The sequence below is a fragment of the Kibdelosporangium persicum genome (genome assembly GCF_013280595.1).
Classification (GTDB): domain Bacteria; phylum Actinomycetota; class Actinomycetes; order Mycobacteriales; family Pseudonocardiaceae; genus Kibdelosporangium; species Kibdelosporangium persicum.
Map to the genome: position 1 here is coordinate 114081 of NZ_JAAATY010000020.1, position 18868 is coordinate 132948.

At 68.4% G+C, this 18868-nt stretch carries 17 protein-coding genes; 7 read left to right on the forward strand and 10 right to left on the reverse strand.

What is annotated here, in order from left to right:
• Positions 1-14: 14 nt before the first annotated feature.
• Positions 15-1568: an alpha/beta fold hydrolase gene (locus GC106_RS30380; RefSeq protein WP_173137712.1), complete on the forward strand. Its 1554-nt coding sequence runs from the start codon at positions 15-17 to the stop codon at positions 1566-1568.
• Between the two features lie 8 nt (positions 1569-1576).
• On the opposite strand, the gene GC106_RS30385 is transcribed toward GC106_RS30380, so the two are convergent.
• From GC106_RS30385 to GC106_RS30395, 3 genes are read right to left on the reverse strand one after another with little or no spacing between them, the layout of a single operon-like run.
• The gene (locus GC106_RS30385; RefSeq protein ID WP_173137714.1) at positions 1577-2557 is read right to left on the reverse strand and encodes an LLM class flavin-dependent oxidoreductase; all 981 of its coding nucleotides are present in this window, start codon (positions 2555-2557) and stop codon (positions 1577-1579) included.
• A 29-nt stretch (positions 2558-2586) separates the two neighbouring features.
• Positions 2587-3639: an ATP-dependent DNA ligase gene (locus GC106_RS30390; protein ID WP_173137839.1), complete on the reverse strand. Its 1053-nt coding sequence runs from the start codon at positions 3637-3639 to the stop codon at positions 2587-2589.
• 24 nt (positions 3640-3663) lie between these two features.
• On the reverse strand, positions 3664-4416 hold the full coding sequence (locus tag GC106_RS30395) for a pyrimidine reductase family protein (protein ID WP_173137716.1): 753 nt from the start codon (positions 4414-4416) through the stop codon (positions 3664-3666).
• Positions 4417-4440: 24 nt separating this feature from the next.
• Here GC106_RS30395 and zapE point away from each other — a divergent pair, with 24 nt between their 5' ends.
• Entirely contained in the window at positions 4441-5481 is a 1041-nt protein-coding gene (zapE, locus tag GC106_RS30400) for a cell division protein ZapE (protein ID WP_173137726.1), read from the forward strand.
• Between the two features lie 374 nt (positions 5482-5855).
• Positions 5856-6845, forward strand: a complete 990-nt coding sequence (locus tag GC106_RS30405) for an ABC transporter substrate-binding protein (protein WP_173137728.1) — start codon at positions 5856-5858, stop codon at positions 6843-6845.
• Between the two features lie 14 nt (positions 6846-6859).
• Here GC106_RS30405 and GC106_RS30410 read toward each other — a convergent pair whose 3' ends face one another.
• Both GC106_RS30410 and GC106_RS49475 read right to left on the reverse strand, forming a co-directional pair.
• Positions 6860-7060: a hypothetical protein gene (locus GC106_RS30410; RefSeq protein WP_173137729.1), complete on the reverse strand. Its 201-nt coding sequence runs from the start codon at positions 7058-7060 to the stop codon at positions 6860-6862.
• A 59-nt stretch (positions 7061-7119) separates the two neighbouring features.
• Positions 7120-7812: a phosphatase PAP2 family protein gene (locus GC106_RS49475; protein ID WP_173137731.1), complete on the reverse strand. Its 693-nt coding sequence runs from the start codon at positions 7810-7812 to the stop codon at positions 7120-7122.
• 102 nt (positions 7813-7914) lie between these two features.
• Here GC106_RS49475 and GC106_RS30420 point away from each other — a divergent pair, with 102 nt between their 5' ends.
• The 3 genes from GC106_RS30420 to GC106_RS30430 are packed head-to-tail and all read left to right on the forward strand — an operon-like array spanning position 7915 to position 11743.
• Positions 7915-9543 (forward strand): ATP-binding cassette domain-containing protein, encoded by a 1629-nt coding sequence (locus GC106_RS30420; RefSeq protein WP_217281191.1) that lies wholly within the window; start codon positions 7915-7917, stop codon positions 9541-9543.
• The gene (locus GC106_RS30425) at positions 9540-11021 is read left to right on the forward strand and encodes a phytoene desaturase family protein (RefSeq protein WP_173137735.1); all 1482 of its coding nucleotides are present in this window, start codon (positions 9540-9542) and stop codon (positions 11019-11021) included. Before GC106_RS30420 ends, GC106_RS30425 begins: the two co-directional genes overlap by 4 nt.
• 29 nt (positions 11022-11050) lie before the next feature.
• Positions 11051-11743, forward strand: a complete 693-nt coding sequence (locus GC106_RS30430; protein WP_173137737.1) for a ceramidase domain-containing protein — start codon at positions 11051-11053, stop codon at positions 11741-11743.
• Here the strand turns inward: GC106_RS30430 and rocD are convergent.
• Positions 11715-12920, reverse strand: a complete 1206-nt coding sequence (rocD, locus tag GC106_RS30435) for an ornithine--oxo-acid transaminase (RefSeq protein WP_173137739.1) — start codon at positions 12918-12920, stop codon at positions 11715-11717. The genes GC106_RS30430 and rocD overlap by 29 nt on opposite strands.
• A 129-nt stretch (positions 12921-13049) precedes the next feature.
• On the opposite strand from rocD, the gene GC106_RS30440 reads away from it, so the two are divergent.
• On the forward strand, positions 13050-13874 hold the full coding sequence (locus GC106_RS30440) for a polyphosphate kinase 2 family protein (RefSeq protein WP_173137741.1): 825 nt from the start codon (positions 13050-13052) through the stop codon (positions 13872-13874).
• A 32-nt stretch (positions 13875-13906) separates the two neighbouring features.
• Here the strand turns inward: GC106_RS30440 and GC106_RS30445 are convergent, their stop codons facing one another.
• The 4 genes from GC106_RS30445 to GC106_RS30460 are packed head-to-tail and all read right to left on the reverse strand — an operon-like array spanning position 13907 to position 18651.
• Positions 13907-14899: a TIGR03842 family LLM class F420-dependent oxidoreductase gene (locus tag GC106_RS30445; protein ID WP_173137743.1), complete on the reverse strand. Its 993-nt coding sequence runs from the start codon at positions 14897-14899 to the stop codon at positions 13907-13909.
• An 11-nt stretch (positions 14900-14910) separates the two neighbouring features.
• Positions 14911-16296, reverse strand: a complete 1386-nt coding sequence (hydA, locus tag GC106_RS30450) for a dihydropyrimidinase (RefSeq protein WP_173137745.1) — start codon at positions 16294-16296, stop codon at positions 14911-14913.
• Positions 16296-17138 carry a nitrilase-related carbon-nitrogen hydrolase gene (locus GC106_RS30455; RefSeq protein WP_173137747.1) on the reverse strand — a complete coding sequence of 281 codons (843 nt, stop codon included), beginning with the start codon at positions 17136-17138 and terminating at the stop codon, positions 16296-16298. Before GC106_RS30455 ends, hydA begins: the two co-directional genes overlap by 1 nt.
• Positions 17089-18651, reverse strand: a complete 1563-nt coding sequence (locus GC106_RS30460; RefSeq protein WP_173137749.1) for an NCS1 family nucleobase:cation symporter-1 — start codon at positions 18649-18651, stop codon at positions 17089-17091. The genes GC106_RS30455 and GC106_RS30460 overlap by 50 nt, the downstream gene beginning before the upstream one ends.
• Between the last annotated feature and the right edge of the window lie 217 nt (positions 18652-18868).

Sequence of the window (18868 nt, forward strand, 5' to 3'; positions counted from 1 at the left end):
CGACGCTGACGACCATGGGCACCTTGGCGCGTCGGGGAATTGTGCTGTTCGCGGCGGTTGCCTCCCTCACCACGGCGTGCACGGCCGCGCCGTCGCAACGGCCGGCGATCGTGGTCAACGACGGTCCGCTCGAGCAGATCGCGCCGCCGTCGCAAAGTCCGGCGCAGGCGCCCGTGCCGCCGTTGGAGGAACCGACACGCGCCAACGTCACCTGGACCGACTGCGACGAGGTCGTCAAGACCAGGATGACGATCTACAACGTGCCCGCACAGCCCGTGCAGTGCGCACGGGTGCAGACCATTCTGGACTCGCCCAGCCTGCCGGGCCGCAGCCCGCTGCGGCTGGCGATGCTCAAGGCAGGCACGGGCAAGGCACCCATCGTGGTGGTCAGCGACATCCAGGGCGAACCGGGCACGATCAAGGCCGCCCGGCTGGCCGCGACCCTGCCGCCGGAGTTCCTCACCAAGTTCTCGCTGATCGGCGTGGACCGCCGCGGCTCCGGCAGTTCCGAGCCGGTCCGCTGCATCCAGGACGACATCCGGCTGGACATCGTGAACTCCGACCCGGCCGCCGAGGACCTCGAGGATCTGCTCGACGTCGTCCGCCAGGCCGGTCAGCAGTGCATCATCGCGCTGGAGAACCGGCTGTACGCGATGGACACCTGGCGCACGGCCGCCGACCTGGAGAAGGTCCGTGAGGCTCTGGGCCTGCAACGGCTCAGCGCGATCGGGATCGGCGAGGGTTCACGGGTGCTGGGTGTGTACGGCGACCGGTTCCCCGACCGGGTCGGCCGGATGGTGTTCGACGGCCTGCCGGACCCGAGCGGCGATTCGCTCGTCACGATGGAAGGGGTGGCCACCGGCGCCGAAGCCGCCTTCGCGGAGTTCGCCAAGGACTGTGTCGCCCGCGGCTGCGCACTCGGCCCGGATCCCAGGCAGACGTTCCTCGATGTGATCCGCAAGCTGCGCGCCAGCCCGATCCCGTCGCCGGACGCCGGGCTCACGGCGGGCAGCGCGACCCGGGCGGTGCTGATCGGCCTGGCCAACCGGGCGGGCTGGCCCGCGTTGTCCGACGCGATCGCCAAAGCCAGGGACAACGACGGCACCGACCTGGTCAGGTACGTCAAGCCGCTCATCGACGACAGCCGCGAACAGCCGACCGCGCTCGACGTCGGGCTGGTGACCGGATGCAACGACACCAAGACGCGGCTCGCGCTCGAGCGGCTGAACTCGACCGGCCGGGAGTGGCAGGCCCGGTATCCCTTGTTCGGCGGCGTGATGGCGCAGAACCTGGTGCTGTGCAGCGCTTGGTCGGTCGCCGCGCAGCCGCCGCTCGCGCTCAACGGCCGCGGTCTGCCGCCGATCGTGGTGATCAGCACGGCAGGCGATCCGGTGACGCCGCAGGCCGGAACCGAGCGTGCGGCGCAGCAGTTGCCGAGCGCGGTGATGATCTCGTGGCAAGGCGCCGGGCATGGTGCCGTCGGACCGTCGTCTTGTGCCACGGACGCGGTGCGAGCGTTCCTCGGCGACGGCAAGGTTCCCGCCGCCGGGACAGCCTGCCCGCCGTAGGACCTGACTCAGCGCAGGTTCGCGACGAGCTCGTACGAGCGCAACCGGTCCGCGGGGGAGTGCACCATCGTGGTGATCATCAGCTCGTCGGCCTCGGTTTCGGCGAGCAGCTTCTCGATGCCGCGCTCGACCGTGGCCGGGCCGCCGATGATCTGGGTGGACAGGCGTTCCTCCATGAACAGGCGCTCCACGTCCGTGTACGGGTACGCGGCCGCTTCCTCGGGCGTGGCGATCAGCCCGGGTCGTCCGGACCGCAGCTTGAGGAACGACAGGGCGCCGGGACCGGCCAGGTACTGGGCCTGTTCGTCGGTTTCGGCGCAGATCACCGACGCGGCGACCATCGCGTACGGCTTGTCCAGGAACGCCGAAGGCCGGAAGTTCTGACGGTACAAGGCAAGCGCGGGCAACGTGTTCTGGGCGCTGAAGTGGTGGGCGAACGCGAACGGCATCCCCAGCATGCCGGAAAGCTGTGCGCTGTAACCACTCGAGCCCAGCAGCCAGACCGGCGGGCGGTTGCCCGCGGCCGGCACCGCGGTGATCCCCTCGGCCTCACCGGAGAAGTACGAGATCAGCTCGCCCAGTTGCTCGGGGAAGTCGTCGGCGGACAGCGGCGCGGGGGAGCGGCGCAGGGCATGGGCGGTCCGGGGATCGGTGCCGGGCGCGCGGCCGAGCCCGAGGTCGATCCGGCCGGGATGCAGGGCTTCGAGCATGCCGAACTGTTCGGCCACCACGAGCGGCGCGTGGTTGGGCAGCATCACGCCGCCGGAGCCGACCCGCATCCGGGACGTGGCCGAGGCCACGTGGGCGATCAGCACCGGCGGCGCCGAGCTGGCGACGCCGGGCATGTTGTGGTGCTCGGCCACCCAGAACCGGTGGTAACCCAGTTCTTCGGTCCGGCGGGCGAGCTCGATCGACGCCTGCAGGGCTTGGGCGGACGTGTATCCCTCGCCGACCGTGGCGAGGTCCAGAACCGAGTAAGGGATGGCCATGCCGGGATTAACCGGCGGCAGGCTCCGCTTTATTCCCGGCTGCGGACCTCGCCACGCAACACCGCGTCGAGGTCGTAGCGGGCGGGTTCCTCCAGCTGGGTGTAGTCGCACGACGAGGGCTCGCGGTCCGGCCGCCACCGCTTGAACTGCGCGGTGTGCCGGAACCGGCCGGGATAGCCGCCCTCGGTGTGCTCGTAACCGACCTCGACCACGCGCTCCAGCCGCAACGGGACCCACTCCGCCTGTGCGCTGCGCCACCGGTTGATCTCGCCAGGAACCCTGGTGCCCTCGGCGATCTCGCCGAGCCACGGGTGTCCTTCGGCACCGCCGGGGATGAGGTACGCCAGCTCCGCGGCCAGTTCACGGCGGCGTTCGGCCGGGAACGACCCGACCACGCCGACGCTGTGCAGCGTGCCCTTGTCGTCGTAGAGGCCCAGCAGCAGCGATCCGACGGACGTGCCGGGCTCCGTGTCCTTGTACCAGCGCAGACCGGCCACGACGCAGTCCGCCGTGCGGGAGTGCTTGAACTTCAGCATGGTCCGCTTGTCCGGTGTGTACGGACCCTGCGCCGGTTTGCCGATCACGCCGTCCAGCCCGGCGCCTTCGAACAGCGTGAACCACTCCCTGGCCAGGTCCGCGTCCTGGGTCGCCGGGGTGAGGCTGACCGCGTCGGTGCCCGACACGAGGTCGGTGAGGATGTCGCGGCGCTTGACGCCCGGCTCCTCGATCACCTCGCCCGTCGGCACCTGCAGCACGTCGAACGCCACGAACGTCGCCGGTGTGGTCTCGGCCAGCATGGTCACCCGGCTGGCCGCGGGATGGATGCGTTCGGACAGCGCGTCGAAGTCCAGCCGCCCGTCGCGGCCGACGACCAGTTCGCCGTCCAGCACGACACCGGACGGCAGCCCCGCCGTCAACCGGGCGACCATCTCGGGGAAGTACCTGTTCAGCGGCTTTGTGGACCGGGACTGCAGCACGACGTCGTCGCCGTCGCGGAACACCAGGCAACGAAACCCGTCCCACTTCGGTTCGAAGATCAGGCCGGCGTTGTCCGGGATGCTGCCCGCGGCCTTCGCGAGCATGGGTTTGACCGGTGGAGTCAGCACTCAGCGACGATAGGCCAGCATCAGGAAGTCGTCATCCCGCAACGCCGCCGCGAGCTTCATGCCGGTGGGTTCGGTGAGCACCGGCCCGCTGGCGATCCGGCCGGAGTCGCCCGCGGCCAGCAGCGGGGACAGGGTCAGGTTCAGCTGGTCGACCAGGCCTGCGGCGATCATGCCGCCGAACAGCCGCGGCCCGCCCTCGCAGTTGACCCGGTACATCCCGCGACGGCCGAGTTCGGCGAGCGCGAGAGTGAGGTCGACGTGTTCGTCGCCGACCACGACGACGTCGGCGCCCGCGTCGACGAGCGCGTTCCGGCCTGGTGCGGACTCGGTGGTCAGCACGATCGGCGGCACACGGGTGTCGGTGATCAACAGCGATTCGGGCGTGATCGAGCACTTCCCGGTGACGACCGCGATCGGCGGCAGCGGCGCGAGTCCGAGCCGGTCCCGGCGTTCCGCGCGCACCTCGTTGGCCTTCAGGCCGCGGTAGCCCTCGACCAGCGCGGTCGTCGCGCCGACCAGGATCACGTCGGCGAGGTCACGCTGCAGGTGGAAGACCTTCTGGTCGCCCGGCCCGGACAGCCCGGCCGACCGGCCCGCCACGGTGACCGCCCCGTCCAGACTGGACACGAAGTTCACCTGGACGAACGGCCGGTCCAGTCCTGACGGATAGTCGTAGAGCTCCTCGAGGGCCGTGTCGTCCAGTTGCGGGTGGCCCGGCTCACCGGTGCCGGGGTCCGGCCAGAGGGTCTGCACGGGTGCAATGAGACCATGCCGGGCATGCCCGCTCCACGCCTGGTAGACCGCAATCCGGAGATCGCGGCGGAGGAGTTGGTCGCCGCACTGGTCCCGCCGCCCCGGTTCGCCGGAGTCCGGTTCGGCACCTACATCCCGAACCCCGCGGAGCCGACGCAGGCGGCAGCGGTGACGTCCGCCGAGCAGTTCGCGCGGAGTGTCGGTGTCGTGCGCAGGCAGGGCCTGTTCAACCGGGTCTTCAGCAGACGGGTGCCCGAACCCGCGCCCGGCCTGTACCTGGACGGCGGTTTCGGCGTCGGCAAGACGCACCTGCTCGCGTCCATCTGGCATGCCGTGCCGTCCGAGGCGAAGTCGTACGGCACGTTTGTGGAGATCACGCACCTGGTCGGCGCGCTGGGCTTCGCGGAGGCGGTCCGCAGGCTGTCCACGCACCGGCTGCTGGCGATCGACGAGTTCGAACTGGACGATCCAGGCGACACCACACTGGTCACCCGGCTGCTGACCGAGCTGACCGACGCGGGCGTGCACGTGGCCGCCACCTCGAACACCCTGCCGGACAAGCTGGGCGAGGGCCGGTTCGCCGCCGACGACTTCGTCAGGGAGATCCGCGCGCTGTCCGCCCGGTTCACCGTGGTGCGTGTGGACGGTCCGGACTACCGGCACCGTGGCCTGCCGGACGCGCCGGATCCGTTGACCGACGAGCAGATCGACGCGCGGGCCGAAGCGATCCCGGGGTCCACTGTGGACGACTTCGGCGCGCTGTGCGCGCACTTGGCGAAGCTGCACCCGTCGCGGTACGGGAAGCTCGTCGCGGACGTGCCCGCCGTGCACATCAAGGGACTGCACGCGGTGCCGGACCAGGACGTGGCGCTGCGGATGGTCGCGTTGGCCGACCGGTTGTACGACCGGGCCATCCCGGTCGCGGTGTCCGGAGAGTCACTGTCCGCGTTGTACACCGACGAGATGCTGCGCGGCGGCTACCGCAAGAAGTATCTGCGTTCGATCAGCAGGCTGACCGCACTGGCCAGGGATGCGGGCGTGACCGGTTTTGACCGGCGCGGGTAGTTCTGCCCACAATTACTCGGCTGTCGGATTGTGTGTTTCTCGCACGGCAGGAATTGATCACGAATTGGACCGCAGTGTGTGTCCGATTGGTTACCCGATCGACCGTGCCAGTTGATTTGTTGCGGTCTGCCGGCTTGCGGGCGTGAGTTTCCCACGTAGATCAAGTCGCGTCGCTGACATGCGCGAACGGGATTCTGTTGCGCCACCTGATGTTGGTGTGTTAGTACTCACGGGCCACCATGAGTGGGCCGCATGGCTCCGTCCGATAGTGGGTTACCGACGGTTATCCTGTCGTTTAAGGTCCGGGCACGCCCGTTGGCAGGCGGTATTCGAGGGGGCAGTAGGAAATTGAGGAACGTGTGTTGAGACGGTCCATGAAAACCGTGCGCCAAACGAACACCCTGAGCCGCCGGACGCTGCTCGCGGGTATGGGCGCGTTCGCGGTGAGTGCTTGCACCGACTCGTCGCCGACCTCCGGGAACGCGACGCCGGAGGTCCGGGACATCCGGCTGGGTGTGCTGAAGGTGACCGACACCGCTCCGCTGTTCGTGGCTCAGCGTGAGGGCATCTTCGCCAAGTACGGCCTCGAGCCGAAGTTCGTCGAGATGGAGCTCACCGGTGACCAACGGCCCAACCTGGAGACCGGTGGCCAGGCCGACGTGACCTTCGACAGCTGGGTCACCATCTTCCTCAACATCGCTGATGGCGCCGACTGGGTCGTGCTCGGGGAGGCCTACCAGGCCGCGCCGCGGACCACCGGCCTCGTCACCGCACAGCGTTCCCGGCTGCGTTCGGTGACCGAACTGGTCAACCAGCCGATCGGCGTGAACAACAAGGCCGGCCTTGGCGTGTTGATGACCAACAGTTTGTTACGTACCAACGGGATGCAGCCCGCGCAGGTCAGGTACGTCGAGAAGTCCTTCGACAGCCTCGCTGACGCCGTGGCCGGCGGCGAGGTCTCCGCGGCGTGGATGGTCGAGCCGTACCTCACCCGCTCGCAGCTGGACAAGGGGTGTGTGCTGTTCGCGGACACGGCCGTCGGCCCGACCGCGGACTTCCCGCAGTCCGGCTACGCCTGTGCGCGCAGCTTCGCTCGCAAGAATCCGAACACGGTGCGCGCGTTCCAGCAGGCCCTCGCCGAGGCGCAGTTGCGTGCGCTGGACCGGTCGCTGGTCGAAAGCGTGCTGCCGGAGTACATCTCGGTGAGCAAGAACGTGGCCCAGTTGATGAACATGGGCTCGTACCCCAGCACCACGTTGCCGATCCGTCCGCAGCGCGTCGCCGACCTGATGCTCGAGCAGCAGTTCATGAGCTCGAGGATCGACGTGAACTCCCGCATGGCGTCGGTGAACCCGCCGTCCTGATCAGGCGCTCAAGATCACTTCTTGCGGTTGGCGTTGACGAGGGTCCACACCGAGACCGGTTGCCTCGTGTCGTCCGAAGCGGGCGCGGCCGGTGCCGGCCTGACGGCCGGCTGGGCCCGTTCGGACCGTGCCCGGGGTTGGGGCGGCGTGTCAGCCACGGCTCGTCGTGAGCTCAGTTCGAGGCGGAGTTGGTCGTAGATCGGTGTATCGGTCACCGCCGTCCTTCCGTCGCCGTGGTCGATGCCACAACATTACGCCCAGTGTGCAAGTCCCTTCACAGTGCCACCCCGGTTGTTACAGGATCTTGGCGTGCGGCGGTCAACCGCTTACGCCGGTCGGCGATGCGGTCGATCACGAGCGCGACGACGAGCACCGTCGCGATGGCCACACACGCGCCGCCGAAAGTATCGGTGATGTAGTGGAACTTCATGCCCACAAGGGCGATCGCGCCGATGGCGGCGACCACGAGGGCACCCACGATCGCCAACGTCGACACTGATTTGTGCCACGGCGACCGCGTCGTCATCACGGCGAGCACCAGCACGGTGAGCACCGAGACCATTCCGGTGGTGTGCCCGCTGGGGAACGCCAGCGAGCCGTTGTTGATGGTCCGGCCGAACACCGGCTTGAGCACGGCACTGCTCAGCATCACCGCGATCAGCGGCCCGGCGACCGCGAGGACGGCCAGCCGGGGCCGGTGCCGGGCGACCGCGACCATCACGATCAGGCCGACCACGATGACCAGCAGGACAGGCTCGGTGGGCACCAGCATGGTCTGCAGCAGGCCCCGCTGGCCGACGAACTGCTTGTACACCGACCAGTACACGTTCTCGTCGAAGGCGCTACCGGTGTGCTGACGCCAGAACAGCACGCCAAGCGTGCCCACGACCAGGCCGCACAACGAAGCTAAAACCACGACCACCTGGACGAACCCTGGTGGGACGAGACGGGTGATCGTTGGCTGCACCGTTCCACTATGCCGAATGCCGGCCGGGCCGGCCGCCGGTGGGGCCGGACGCGGGCGGGCCGGACGAAAACGGCTCGCGATCACGCCGTCGCTGTGGGCACCATGCGCCGGGTGGGATTCCTTGACGCGAGCGCGCTCGCATACCGGCTGCCTGACGGGCGGGAACTGTTCCGCGACGTGACGTTTCGCGTCAGCGCGGGCTCCGTGGTGGCGGTCGTCGGCGCCAACGGTGCCGGGAAGACCACACTGCTGAGAATTCTCGGCGGCGAACTCCCGCCCGCGCAAGGCGGGACGCGCGTCGAAGGCGGCCTGGCCGTGATGCCGCAGTTCGTCGGCTCGGTCCGGGACGACCGCACGGTCCGCGACCTTCTCCTCGCGGCCGCGCCCAGCGCGCTGCGGAAGGCCGCGGCCGAGCTGGACGACGTCGAGCTCGCGTTGATGGACGACGACAGCGAGCCGGTGCAGATGCGCTACGCCGAAGCACTCGCCGCGTGGGGCGAAGCGGGCGGCTACACCACGGAAGTCCTGTGGGACACGGTCACCGTCGCCGCGCTCGGCGTGCCGTACGACCGCGCCAAGTACCGGGGCGTGAAGACGTTGTCCGGCGGCGAGCAGAAGAGGCTCGTGCTCGAAGCACTGCTGCGTGGCCCGGAGCAGGTGTTGTTGCTCGACGAGCCGGACAACTACCTCGACGTGCCGGGCAAGCGCTGGCTGGAGGAACGCCTCACCGAGACGCCCAAGGCCGTGCTGCTCGTCAGCCACGACCGGGAGCTGCTGGCCGTCGCGGCGACGCACGTCGTCACGGTCGAAGGCGGCAGCGCGTGGGTGCACAGCGGTGGTTTCGGCACGTGGCACGAGGCCAGGGAGGCCCGCTGGGAGCGGATCGCCGAACAGCGCACCCGGTGGGACGAGAAGCACGCGCAGCTGCGTCAGCTCGTGATCACCTTGCGCCAGCAGGCGAGTTACAACGACGGCATGGCTTCCCGGTACCAGGCCGCGCAGACCCGGCTGCGCAAGTTCGAGGAGACCGGGCCGCCGCCGCTGCCGCCGAAACAGGAACGGCTCAAACCCCGGCTGCGTGGCGGCCGGACCGGAATCCGGGCGATCACCTGCGAGAACCTGGAGCTGACCGGCCTGATGAGGCCGTTCGGCCTCGAGGTCTTCTTCGCCGACCGGGTGTGCGTGCTGGGCTCCAACGGCTCGGGCAAGAGCCACTTCCTCCGGCTGCTCGCCGGCGATGACGTGGCCCACACCGGGGTGGCCAGGCTCGGGGCCCGCGTCGTGCCAGGGCTGTTCGCCCAGACGCACGAGCACCCGGAATGGGTCGGCCGCACGCTCGTGGACATCCTGTGGCACGGCGACGACTCCCGCCCCGGCATCGACCGGGACCAGGCGATCGCCGCGCTGTCGCGATACGGCCTGGCGGCGCAGAACGACCAACGGTTCGAGACGCTGTCCGGCGGGCAGCAGGCACGCCTGCAGGTGTTGCTGCTGGAGCTGTCCGGCGCGACGTTGCTGCTGCTCGACGAGCCGACCGACAACCTCGACCTGCACTCGGCCGAGGCGTTGCAGGCCGCGCTGGCCGAATTCACGGGTACCGTCGTCGCGGTGACGCACGACCGGTGGTTCGCGCGGTCCTTCGACCGGTTCGTGCTCTTCCGCTCGGACGGCGAAGTGTCCGAAGTGGATGAACCGGTCTGGGACGAGGAGAGGGTGCGGCGAGCGAGATGACCGAGGACGTTGTCATTGTCGGTGGCGGGCACAACGGGCTTGTCGCGGCGGCCTATCTGGCTCGCGCCGGGTTGTCCGTGCTGGTGCTGGAACGCAGGGCCGAGGCGGGTGGCGCGGCCGTGTCGTTCCGTGCCTTCGACTCGGTCGACGTGCGGTTGTCGCGGTACTCGTACCTGGTCAGCCTGCTGCCCAGGAAGATCATCGACGACCTGGGCCTTCGGATCGACCTGCGGCGCAGACGGATCTCCTCGTACACGCCGGTCGGCGACGGCGGCCTGCTCGCCGGCACCGGCAACCCGGCGTCGGTGGGGCGGGATGCCGAGGCGTGGCAACGGTTCTACGCGATGACCGGATCGGTCGCGCGAAGCGTCTTCCCGACGTTGACCGAACCGCTGCCCAGCAAGGAGGAACTGCGCAAGCGGATCGGCGACGACCATGCCTGGAGCGTCCTGTTCGAACAGCCGTTGAGCGAGGTGATCGAGTCGACGTTCACCGACGACACCGTCCGGGGTGTTGTGCTGACCGACGCGCTCATCGGCACGTTCGCGCCCGCCGACGACCCGTTGCTGCGGCAGAACAGGTGCTTCCTGTACCACGTGATCGGCAACGGTACGGGCGACTGGGACGTGCCCGTCGGCGGAATGGGCGCGGTCACCGGGGAACTGGCCAGAGTCGCGCAGGCCGCCGGCACACGGATTCTCACCGGCGCCGAGGTGACGTCGATCGACCCGGACGGCGAGGTGACCTACCGGATCGGCGACGAGGAACGCACTGTCGCGGGTGGACACATCCTCGCCAACGTCTCGCCGAGCAGCCTCGCGGCACTACTTGGTGAAGAGCCCGGCGCGCAACCCGAAGGCGCCCAACTCAAGGTGAACATGGTGTTGCGCAGGCTGCCGCGGCTCAGGGACGGCGACGTCGACCCGAGGGACGCCTTCGCCGGGACGTTCCACGTCAACGAGAGCTACCAGCAACTGGCGACGGCGTACGAGGAGGCGGCGAGCGGCCGGATTCCGAGCCTGCCGCCGTGCGAGATCTACTGCCACTCGCTGACCGACCCGTCGATCCTGGGGCCTGCCGAACAGGCCGCGGGCGCGCACACGCTGACCCTTTTCGGCCTGCACATGCCCGCCCGGCTTTTCCGGCACGACAACGAAGGAGCCAGGCAGGAGGCGTTGCGGGCGACGCTGAGGTCGTTGGACAGCGTGCTGGCCGAGTCCATTGAGGACTGCCTGATGCCCGGGTGCGTCGAGGCCAAGACACCGATCGACCTGGAGAACGAGCTGGGCCTGCCCGCCGGGCACATCTTCCACCGTGACCTGTCGTGGCCGTACGCCGAAGACGGCCAGGAAGGCACCTGGGGCGTGGAAACCGGCCATGACCGGGTGCTGCTCTGTGGCGCCGGTGCTCGGCGAGGAGGCGGTGTCAGCGGTATTCCTGGGCACAATGCGGCGATGAAAGTACTGAGAAGTCGCTGAGACCGTGGGTGACGTGGTAGTCGTGACGCATGCAGCGGGACTACGTGGACAACTACTGCGAGCGGACCGACGGTTCGTTCTGGAGTGAACCGCTCAACGCCGTCAGCAACCTGTCCTTCCTGATCGCTTCGATCGCCGCGTGGCTCTTCATCCGCCGTACCGCCCGTGCTGCGGGCAAACCGGCGGTGGAGCTGTACGCGCTGCCCGTGCTGATCTTCGTGATCTTCTTCGGCAGCAGTGCCTTCCACACCACCGCGACCCGCTGGGGCCTGGCCCTGGACAGCGGGTCGATCGGTGTGTTCATGCTGTACTTCATCGTGCTGTGGGCCCGGCTGTACTGGGACCTGCCGTGGTCGCGGGCCTGGATCGCGGCGCCGGCGTTCCTGGCGTGGACCGTCCTGATCAGCGTGCTGCCCCTCCGCATGCCCGGCACGTACCTCGCGGCCGTGCTCGGCCTGCTGGTGCTGGCAGGCATGCTGTTCTGGTCGCGCCAGCCCGAACGCCGGCAGCATTGGCGCTGGTACGCCGTCACCGCGCTGGTGTTCGCCGTCTCGCTGACATCACGCACGCTCGACCAACCGCTGTGCGCCGAGCTTCCGATCGGCACGCACTACGTCTGGCACACGCTCAACGGTGTCGTGCTCTACCTCGTCACGCACGCGGCGGTCGTCCGGTGGCGTCAGGTGCAGGGAGTCAGCCCAGAACCTCTTGCATCGCGTTGACGCCGAAGTCGATCTCCTCGCGGGTGATCACCAACGGCGGCGCCACGCGCAGCGTCATCTCCTGGGTTTCCTTGCACAGCACGCCACGCTGGGCGAGCGCCTCGGACGCCTGCCGTCCGGTGGGGCCGCCGTCGGCGATCTGGACACCGGCCCACAGGCCGCGGCCACGGACCTCGGCGACGCCTTCGAGCTCGCCGAGGCGGGAGTGCAGGTACGCGCCCAGCTCGCGGGAGCGGTCCTGGAACTCGCCGGTGGCCAGCAGCTTCACCACCGCACGGCCCACGGCGCAGGCGAGCGGGTTGCCGCCGAAGGTCGAACCGTGCTCGCCGGGCTTGAGCAGGCCGAGCACGTCACGGCGGCCGATGACCGCGGAGACCGGCATGATGCCGCCGCCCAGCGCCTTGCCCAGCGTGTACAGGTCCGCGCGGACGCCTTCGTGGTCCAGCGCCAGCAGGGCGCCGGTGCGGGCCAGGCCGGACTGGACCTCGTCGGCGATGAACAGCGTGCCGGTGTCGTCGCAGAGCTGGCGGACCTCGGTCAGGTAGCCCTTCGGCGGGACGACCACGCCTGCCTCACCCTGGATCGGCTCCAGCAGGACGGCGGCGGACCGGTCGGTGACCGCCGCCCGTAGCGCGTCGATGTCGCCGTACGGCACGACCTTGAAGCCGGGAGTGAACGGGCCGAAGTCGTTGCGTGCGTCCGGGTCGGTGGAGAAGGAGATGATCGTGGTGGTGCGGCCGTGGAAGTTCGCGCCCGCCACGACGATCTCGGCGGCGCCGTCCGGCACGCCCTTGACCTGGTACGCCCATTTGCGCGCGATCTTCACGGCGGACTCGACCGCCTCCGCGCCGGAGTTGGCGGGCAGCACCATCTCGGTCCCGGTCAGCTCGGCCAGCTCCTGGCAGAACAGCCCGAACTGGTCGTGGTGGAACGCCCGGCTGGTCAGCGTCAGCTTGTCGAGCTGGGCCTTGGCCGCGGCGATCAGGCCGGGGTGCCGGTGGCCGAAGTTGAGCGCCGAGTACCCGGCGAGGAAGTCGAGGTAGCGCCGGCCGTCCACATCGGTCATCCAGGCGCCCTCGCCTTCGGTGAGCACGACCGGCAGCGGGTGGTAGTTGTGCGTGCTCCAGCGTTCGTCCAGGGCGATGTAGTCACGGGTGGTGGCGGCGTCGGCAGTCATATCGACAGGTTAGGGGGTAGAAGCGGCGATATCAGCCGTTGGCCGTTGCTTGTAGCGATGGTTCGTTGCGTCGTTGGCGATTTTGATGTTCGATCATTGTTCACCGGTCCGGTCGGATATCCTCCCGGGATGGGTACAGGAAGTGTCCGGGACAAGCTGCGGGTGCGTGGCGGCAGGAAGTTCGGGGCCGGCCCCGGCGACTTCCCGGTCGGCCCGACGTCGAAGTCGAACGCGGCGAAACAGCTGGTCAGCACGGGGGAGAAGCTCGACCGGCTGCAGGAGGCGCTCTACGCGGGCGCGTCGCGCAGCGTCCTGCTGGTCCTGCAGGGCATGGACACCTCAGGCAAGGGCGGCACGATCCGGCACGCCTGCGGCCTGGTCAACCCGCAGGGCCTGCACATCAAGTCGTTCAAGAAGCCGACCAGGGCGGAGCTGCGGCACGACTTCCTCTGGCGCATCCGCCGGGCCCTGCCCGCACCCGGGATGATCGGCGTGTTCGACCGCTCGCACTACGAGGACGTGCTCATCGCCCGCGTCGACAACCTGGTGAAACCGGACGTCTGGGAGGCGAGGTACGACCGGATCAACGCCTTCGAGCGGGAACTGGCCGACAGCGGGGTCGTGATCGTCAAGTGCTTCCTGCACATCTCCAAGGAGGAGCAGCGCAAGCGGTTGATCGCCCGGCTGGAGCGGCCGGAGAAGCGCTGGAAGTACAACCCCGCCGACCTCGACGCCCGCGCCAGGTGGGACGACTACCAGGCGGTGTACGCCGACGTGCTGGCCCGGTGCGACACCGACGCCGCGCCGTGGTTCGTGGTGCCTGCCGACCACAAGTGGTACCGCAACTGGGCCGTCTCCCAGCTGCTGCTGGAAACGCTGGAGGAGATGGACCCGCAGCTCCCCCAGCCGTCCTTCGACGTCCAGGCCGAGCTCGACCGCGTCAAAGCCTCGTGAGTGTTTAGCAGGGTTCTAACCCTGCTAAACACTCACGAGGTTTTTTCGAGGATTGTGGCGTAGGCGTCGAGGGTCTCGTCGCGCTGGTCGTGCATCAGGTACAGCGAGAACTGGTCCACGCCCAGCTCCTTGAGCTCCTGGAGCCGCTCGACGTGCGCGGATTCCGGGCCCACCAGGCAGAAGCGGTCGACGATCTCGTCCGGTACGAAGTCGGCCGACGGGTTGCCCGCCTTGCCGTGGTGCGAGTAGTCGTACTCCTGGCGTCCCTTGATGTAGTCGGTCAGCTCGTGCGGCACCGGCCCGGAGTCCCCATAGCGGGCAACGAGATCCGCGACGTGGTTGCCGACCATCCCGCCGAACCACCGCAGCTGGTCACGCTGGTGCGGCACGTTGTCGCCGACGTACGCCGGAGCCGCGACGCACATCGTGATCGCGCCGGGATCCCGCCCGGCGGCCACGGCGGCGTCCCGGACCGCGCCGATCGTCCAGCGGGTGATCGCCGGGTCGGCCGTCTGCAGGATGAAGCCGTCGGCCTGCTCGCCGACGAGCCGTAACGCCTTCGGGCCGTACGCCGCCATCCACATCTCGAGCTTGCCGTCCCGTACCCACGGGATGCGCACCGGCGTGCCGTGATGCTCGACCTCGCGGCCCTCGGCGAGCCCCTTGATCACGTGCATCGCGTCCCGCAACGTCGCCAGTGAAGCCGGTTTCTGGCCGATCACGCGCCGGGCCGAGTCGCCTCGGCCGATCCCGCACACCGTCCTGTTGCCGAACATGTCGTTCAGCGTGGCGAACAACGACGCCGTCACCGACCAGTCCCGTGTGGACGGATTGGTCACCATCGGGCCGACGGTCAGGTGCTCGGTCGCCGCGAGGATCTGCGAGTAGATCACGAACGGCTCCTGCCAGAGCACCACGGAGTCGAACGTCCACCCGTAGGTGAAGCCCCGCTCGTCAGCGGCCTTCATCAGCCGCACGACCTCGGTCGCGGGCGGATCGGTCTGCAGTACGACGCCGATGTCCATCCAGGCCTCTCCTAGTTGAGGTACTGACACAGGTCACGGGACAGGAACTGGCCGTGCCCCGCCGATCCGTGGAACGCGTTGCCCTCCACGACAGCGCGGCCGCGGGACAACACGGTGTCCACCTTGCCGGTGATCTCCATGCCCTCGTACGCCGAGTAGTCCACGTTCATGTGGTGCGTCTCGGCCGAAAGGGTCTGCTTCGCAGCCGGGTCGTACACCACGATGTCCGCGTCGGACCCTGGTGAGATGGTGCCCTTGCGCGGGTACAGGCCGAACATCCGGGCCGGTGTGGTCGAGGTGATCTCGACCCATCGGGCCAGTGAGATCTCCCCGGCGACCACCCCTTGGTGCAGCAGGTCCATCCGGTGCTCCACGCCCGGGATGCCGTTGGGGATCTTGGAGAAGTCGCCGCGGCCCAGCTCCTTCTGCTCGTTGAAGCAGAACGGGCAGTGGTCGGTCGACACCACCGAGAGGTCGTTGGTGCGCAGGCCGTTCCACAGCGACGCCTGGTGCTCCTTGGGACGCAGCGGGGGAGACGCCACGTACTTCGAGCCTTCGAAGTCCGGCCTGGCCAGGTCCTCAATGGACAGGTACAGGTACTGCGGGCACGTCTCGGCGAACACGTTCTGGCCGGTGTCGCGCGCCGCGGCGACCGCGTTGAGGGCCTCGGCCGCCGAGAGGTGCACGATGTAGAGCGGCGAACCGGTCACCTTGGCCAGCGTGATCGCCCGGGACGTCGCCTCGCCCTCCAGCGCGGCGGGGCGCGTCAGCCCGTGCTGGACCGGGTCGGTCCGGCCCTCCTGCAACGCCTGCGCCACCAGTTCGTCGATCGCGATGCCGTTCTCCGCGTGCATCATGATCAGGCCGCCGATGCCGGCCGCGCGCTGCATGGCCCGCAGGATCTCGCCGTCGGTCGCGTAGAACACGCCCGGGTAGGCCATGAACATCTTGAAGCTGTTCACGCCCTGGTCGACGCAGGTGCGCATCTCCTTGAGCGACGTGTCGTTGACGTCCGAGACGATCATGTGGAAGGCGTAGTCGATCGCGCAGTTGCCGTCCGCCTTGCCGTGCCACTTGTCCAGAGTGGACTGCAACGTGGTTCCCTTGGCCTGTACGGCGAAGTCGATGATCGTGGTCGTGCCGCCCCATGCCGCGGCGGTCGTGCCGGTTTCGAACGTGTCGTTGGAGTGCGTGCCGCCGAACGGCATCTCCATGTGCGTGTGCGCGTCGATCCCGCCCGGCAGGACGTACTTGCCGGTCGCGTCGATCACCTTGTCGGCCTGCCACTCGATGCCCGGCGCCGACAGCGCGGCGATCGTCTCGCCGTCGACCAGCACGTCCGCGAGCACCGCGCCGGTCGAGCTGAGCACGGTCCCGCCTTTGATCAGTACGCGCATCAGGGCTTCACCAGGCCCTCGTAGGTGTCCGGCCTGCGGTCGCGGTAGAACTGCCACAGGTTGCGGACCTCGGCGAGCTTGTCCATGTCCAGGTCACGGACGACCACTTCCTCCTCGGTGTCCGACGCCGCGTCCCCGACGAGCTGCCCGCGCGGGTCGACGAAGTACGACTGTCCGTAGAAGTCGTTATCCCCCAACGGTTCCACGCCGACCCGGTTGATCGTGCCGACGTAGTACTCGTTGGCCACGGCGGCCGCGGGCTGTTCGAGCCGCCACAGGTACTCCGACAGGCCACGGCTGGTCGCCGACGGGTTGAACACGATCTGCGCGCCCGCCAGGCCCAACGCCCGCCAGCCCTCCGGGAAGTGGCGTTCGTAGCAGATGTAGACGCCGATCCGGCCGACCGCGGTGTCGAACACCGGGTACCCGAGGTTGCCCGGCCGGAAGTAGAACTTCTCCCAGAAGCCCTTCACCTGGGGGATGTGGTTCTTGCGATGCATGCCCAGATACGTGCCGTCGGCGTCGATCACCGCGGCCGTGTTGAAGTAGACGCCGGGCTGCTCCTCCTCGTACATCGGCACGACGAGCACGACGCCGTGGTTGCGGGCGACCTCCTGCATCAGTTTGGTCGTCGGCCCGTCCGGGATCCGCTCGGTGTAGGAGTAGTAGTCCGCGTCCTGCACCTGGCAGAAGTACGGGCCGTAGAACAGCTCCTGCAGGCAGACCACCTGGGCGCCCTGCGACGCCGCGGAAGCGATGTGCTCGACCGCGTTCGCGATCATCGACTCCTTGTCACCCGTCCACCGCTGCTGGATCAATCCGGCTCGAACGATCTGCGGCACTGGCTTCCTCCTCGGTGTGCTTGGTGTTGGCCGAAAAGACTGAAAGCAACAGGTACGCCAGGTAGCCGACGACGGCGCCGATGACCCAGCTGTAGTCGTAGAGCGGCTTCAGGAAGGGAATCAGGCCGTCGGCGGGGAACGGCCCGTCGTACGCGCCGCCCACCGCGAGCACGCCCGCGAGCACAGTCGCGACGACGGCCTTCCAGTTCCAGCCGGCGTTGAACCAGTACGCGCCTTCGCCGTCCTTGTACAGGTCGGCCAGCTTCAGGCGGGTCTTGTTGATGGTCCAGTAGCCCGCGACGAACACGCCCGCGACCGCCGCCAGCAGACCGCCGTAGAAGCCGAGCCACGCGAAGATGTAGATGCCCGGGTCCGAGATCAGCCGCCACGGCTGGATCAGGATGCCGATCACGCCGGTGATCAGGCCGCCCATCGCGAACGTGATCCGCCGGGGGAACGCGTTGGAGAAGTCGTACGACGGACTGACCACATTGGCCGCCAGGTTCGCCGACACGGTCGCCAGCACCAGCGCGATCAACGCGACGACGACCACGATCGGGCTGTCGAAACGGCTGGCGAGCTGTGCCGGGTCCCAGATCGCCTCGCCGTACAGCGACACCGCGCCAGAGGTGGTCAGGATCGCCACGATCGCGATGAACGACATGGTCGTCGGCAGGCCCAGGATCTGCCCGGTGACCTGCTTTTTCTGGCTGCCGCCGAACCGGGTGAAGTCGGGCATGTTCAGCGAGAGCGTCGACCAGAACGCGATCATGCCCATCAGCGCGGGCGCGAACACCTGCCAGAAGTCGCCACCCCAGCCGAGCTTCGACGGCTCGGACAGGATCGGGCCGAACCCGCCCGCCTTGATCACCACGTACGCCAGCAGGATCAGGAAGCCGACCGACACCAGCGGCGCGGTCCAGTTCTCGAACCGGCGGATCGCCTCCATGCCCCGCCAGATGATCAGCATCTGGACGACCCAGAACAACGCGAAGCACAGCCACAGCGTCCACGGCTGGCCGCCGAGCTCCGCGGCGTTGATCCAGCCGTCGCCCGCCAACTTGCCGACGATCACGTACAGCGCCTCGCCACCGACCCACGTCTGGATACCGAACCACGCGCAGGCGATGAACGCACGCAGTAATGCGGCCAGGTTCGCGCCACGCACGCCGTAGAAGGCGCGGGCGAAGACGGGGAACGGGATGCCGTACTTGGTGCCGGCGTGGCTGTTGAGCAGCATCGGGATCAGCACGATCAGGTTGCCCAGGGTGATCGTGAGGAACGCCTGCAGCCAGTCCATGCCCAGCGCGATCAGCGACGCGGCCAGGGTGTAGCTGGGGATGTTGTGGGCCATGCCCATCCACAGCGCGAAGTAGTTGTAGGTGGTCCATCGCCTGCCCTCGACCGGCACCGGGGCCAGTTCGGGGTTGTAGAAGCGGCTGCCGGCGATGGCCGATGAGTCGATCAGGTCGACGCGGCCGTCGGGATGGGTCAGGTGGGGCGATCCGGCCATAGGTCACTCCGCGTCGTCGATCATCTGGGTCGGTGGATCAGCTGGGCGGTCTTGGGTTGTCCGGGCATCTCATCGCGGCCCCGGAGCACACGGCAGAGTCACTGTGTTCACCGTTGAGCCACTCGATGAACAGTATGTCCGTTGCGGACTGATCTCTCGACTGTCGCGCCATCAGCCACCCTTATGGGCAAATCGGTATCGGACCGCGTGATTTCGC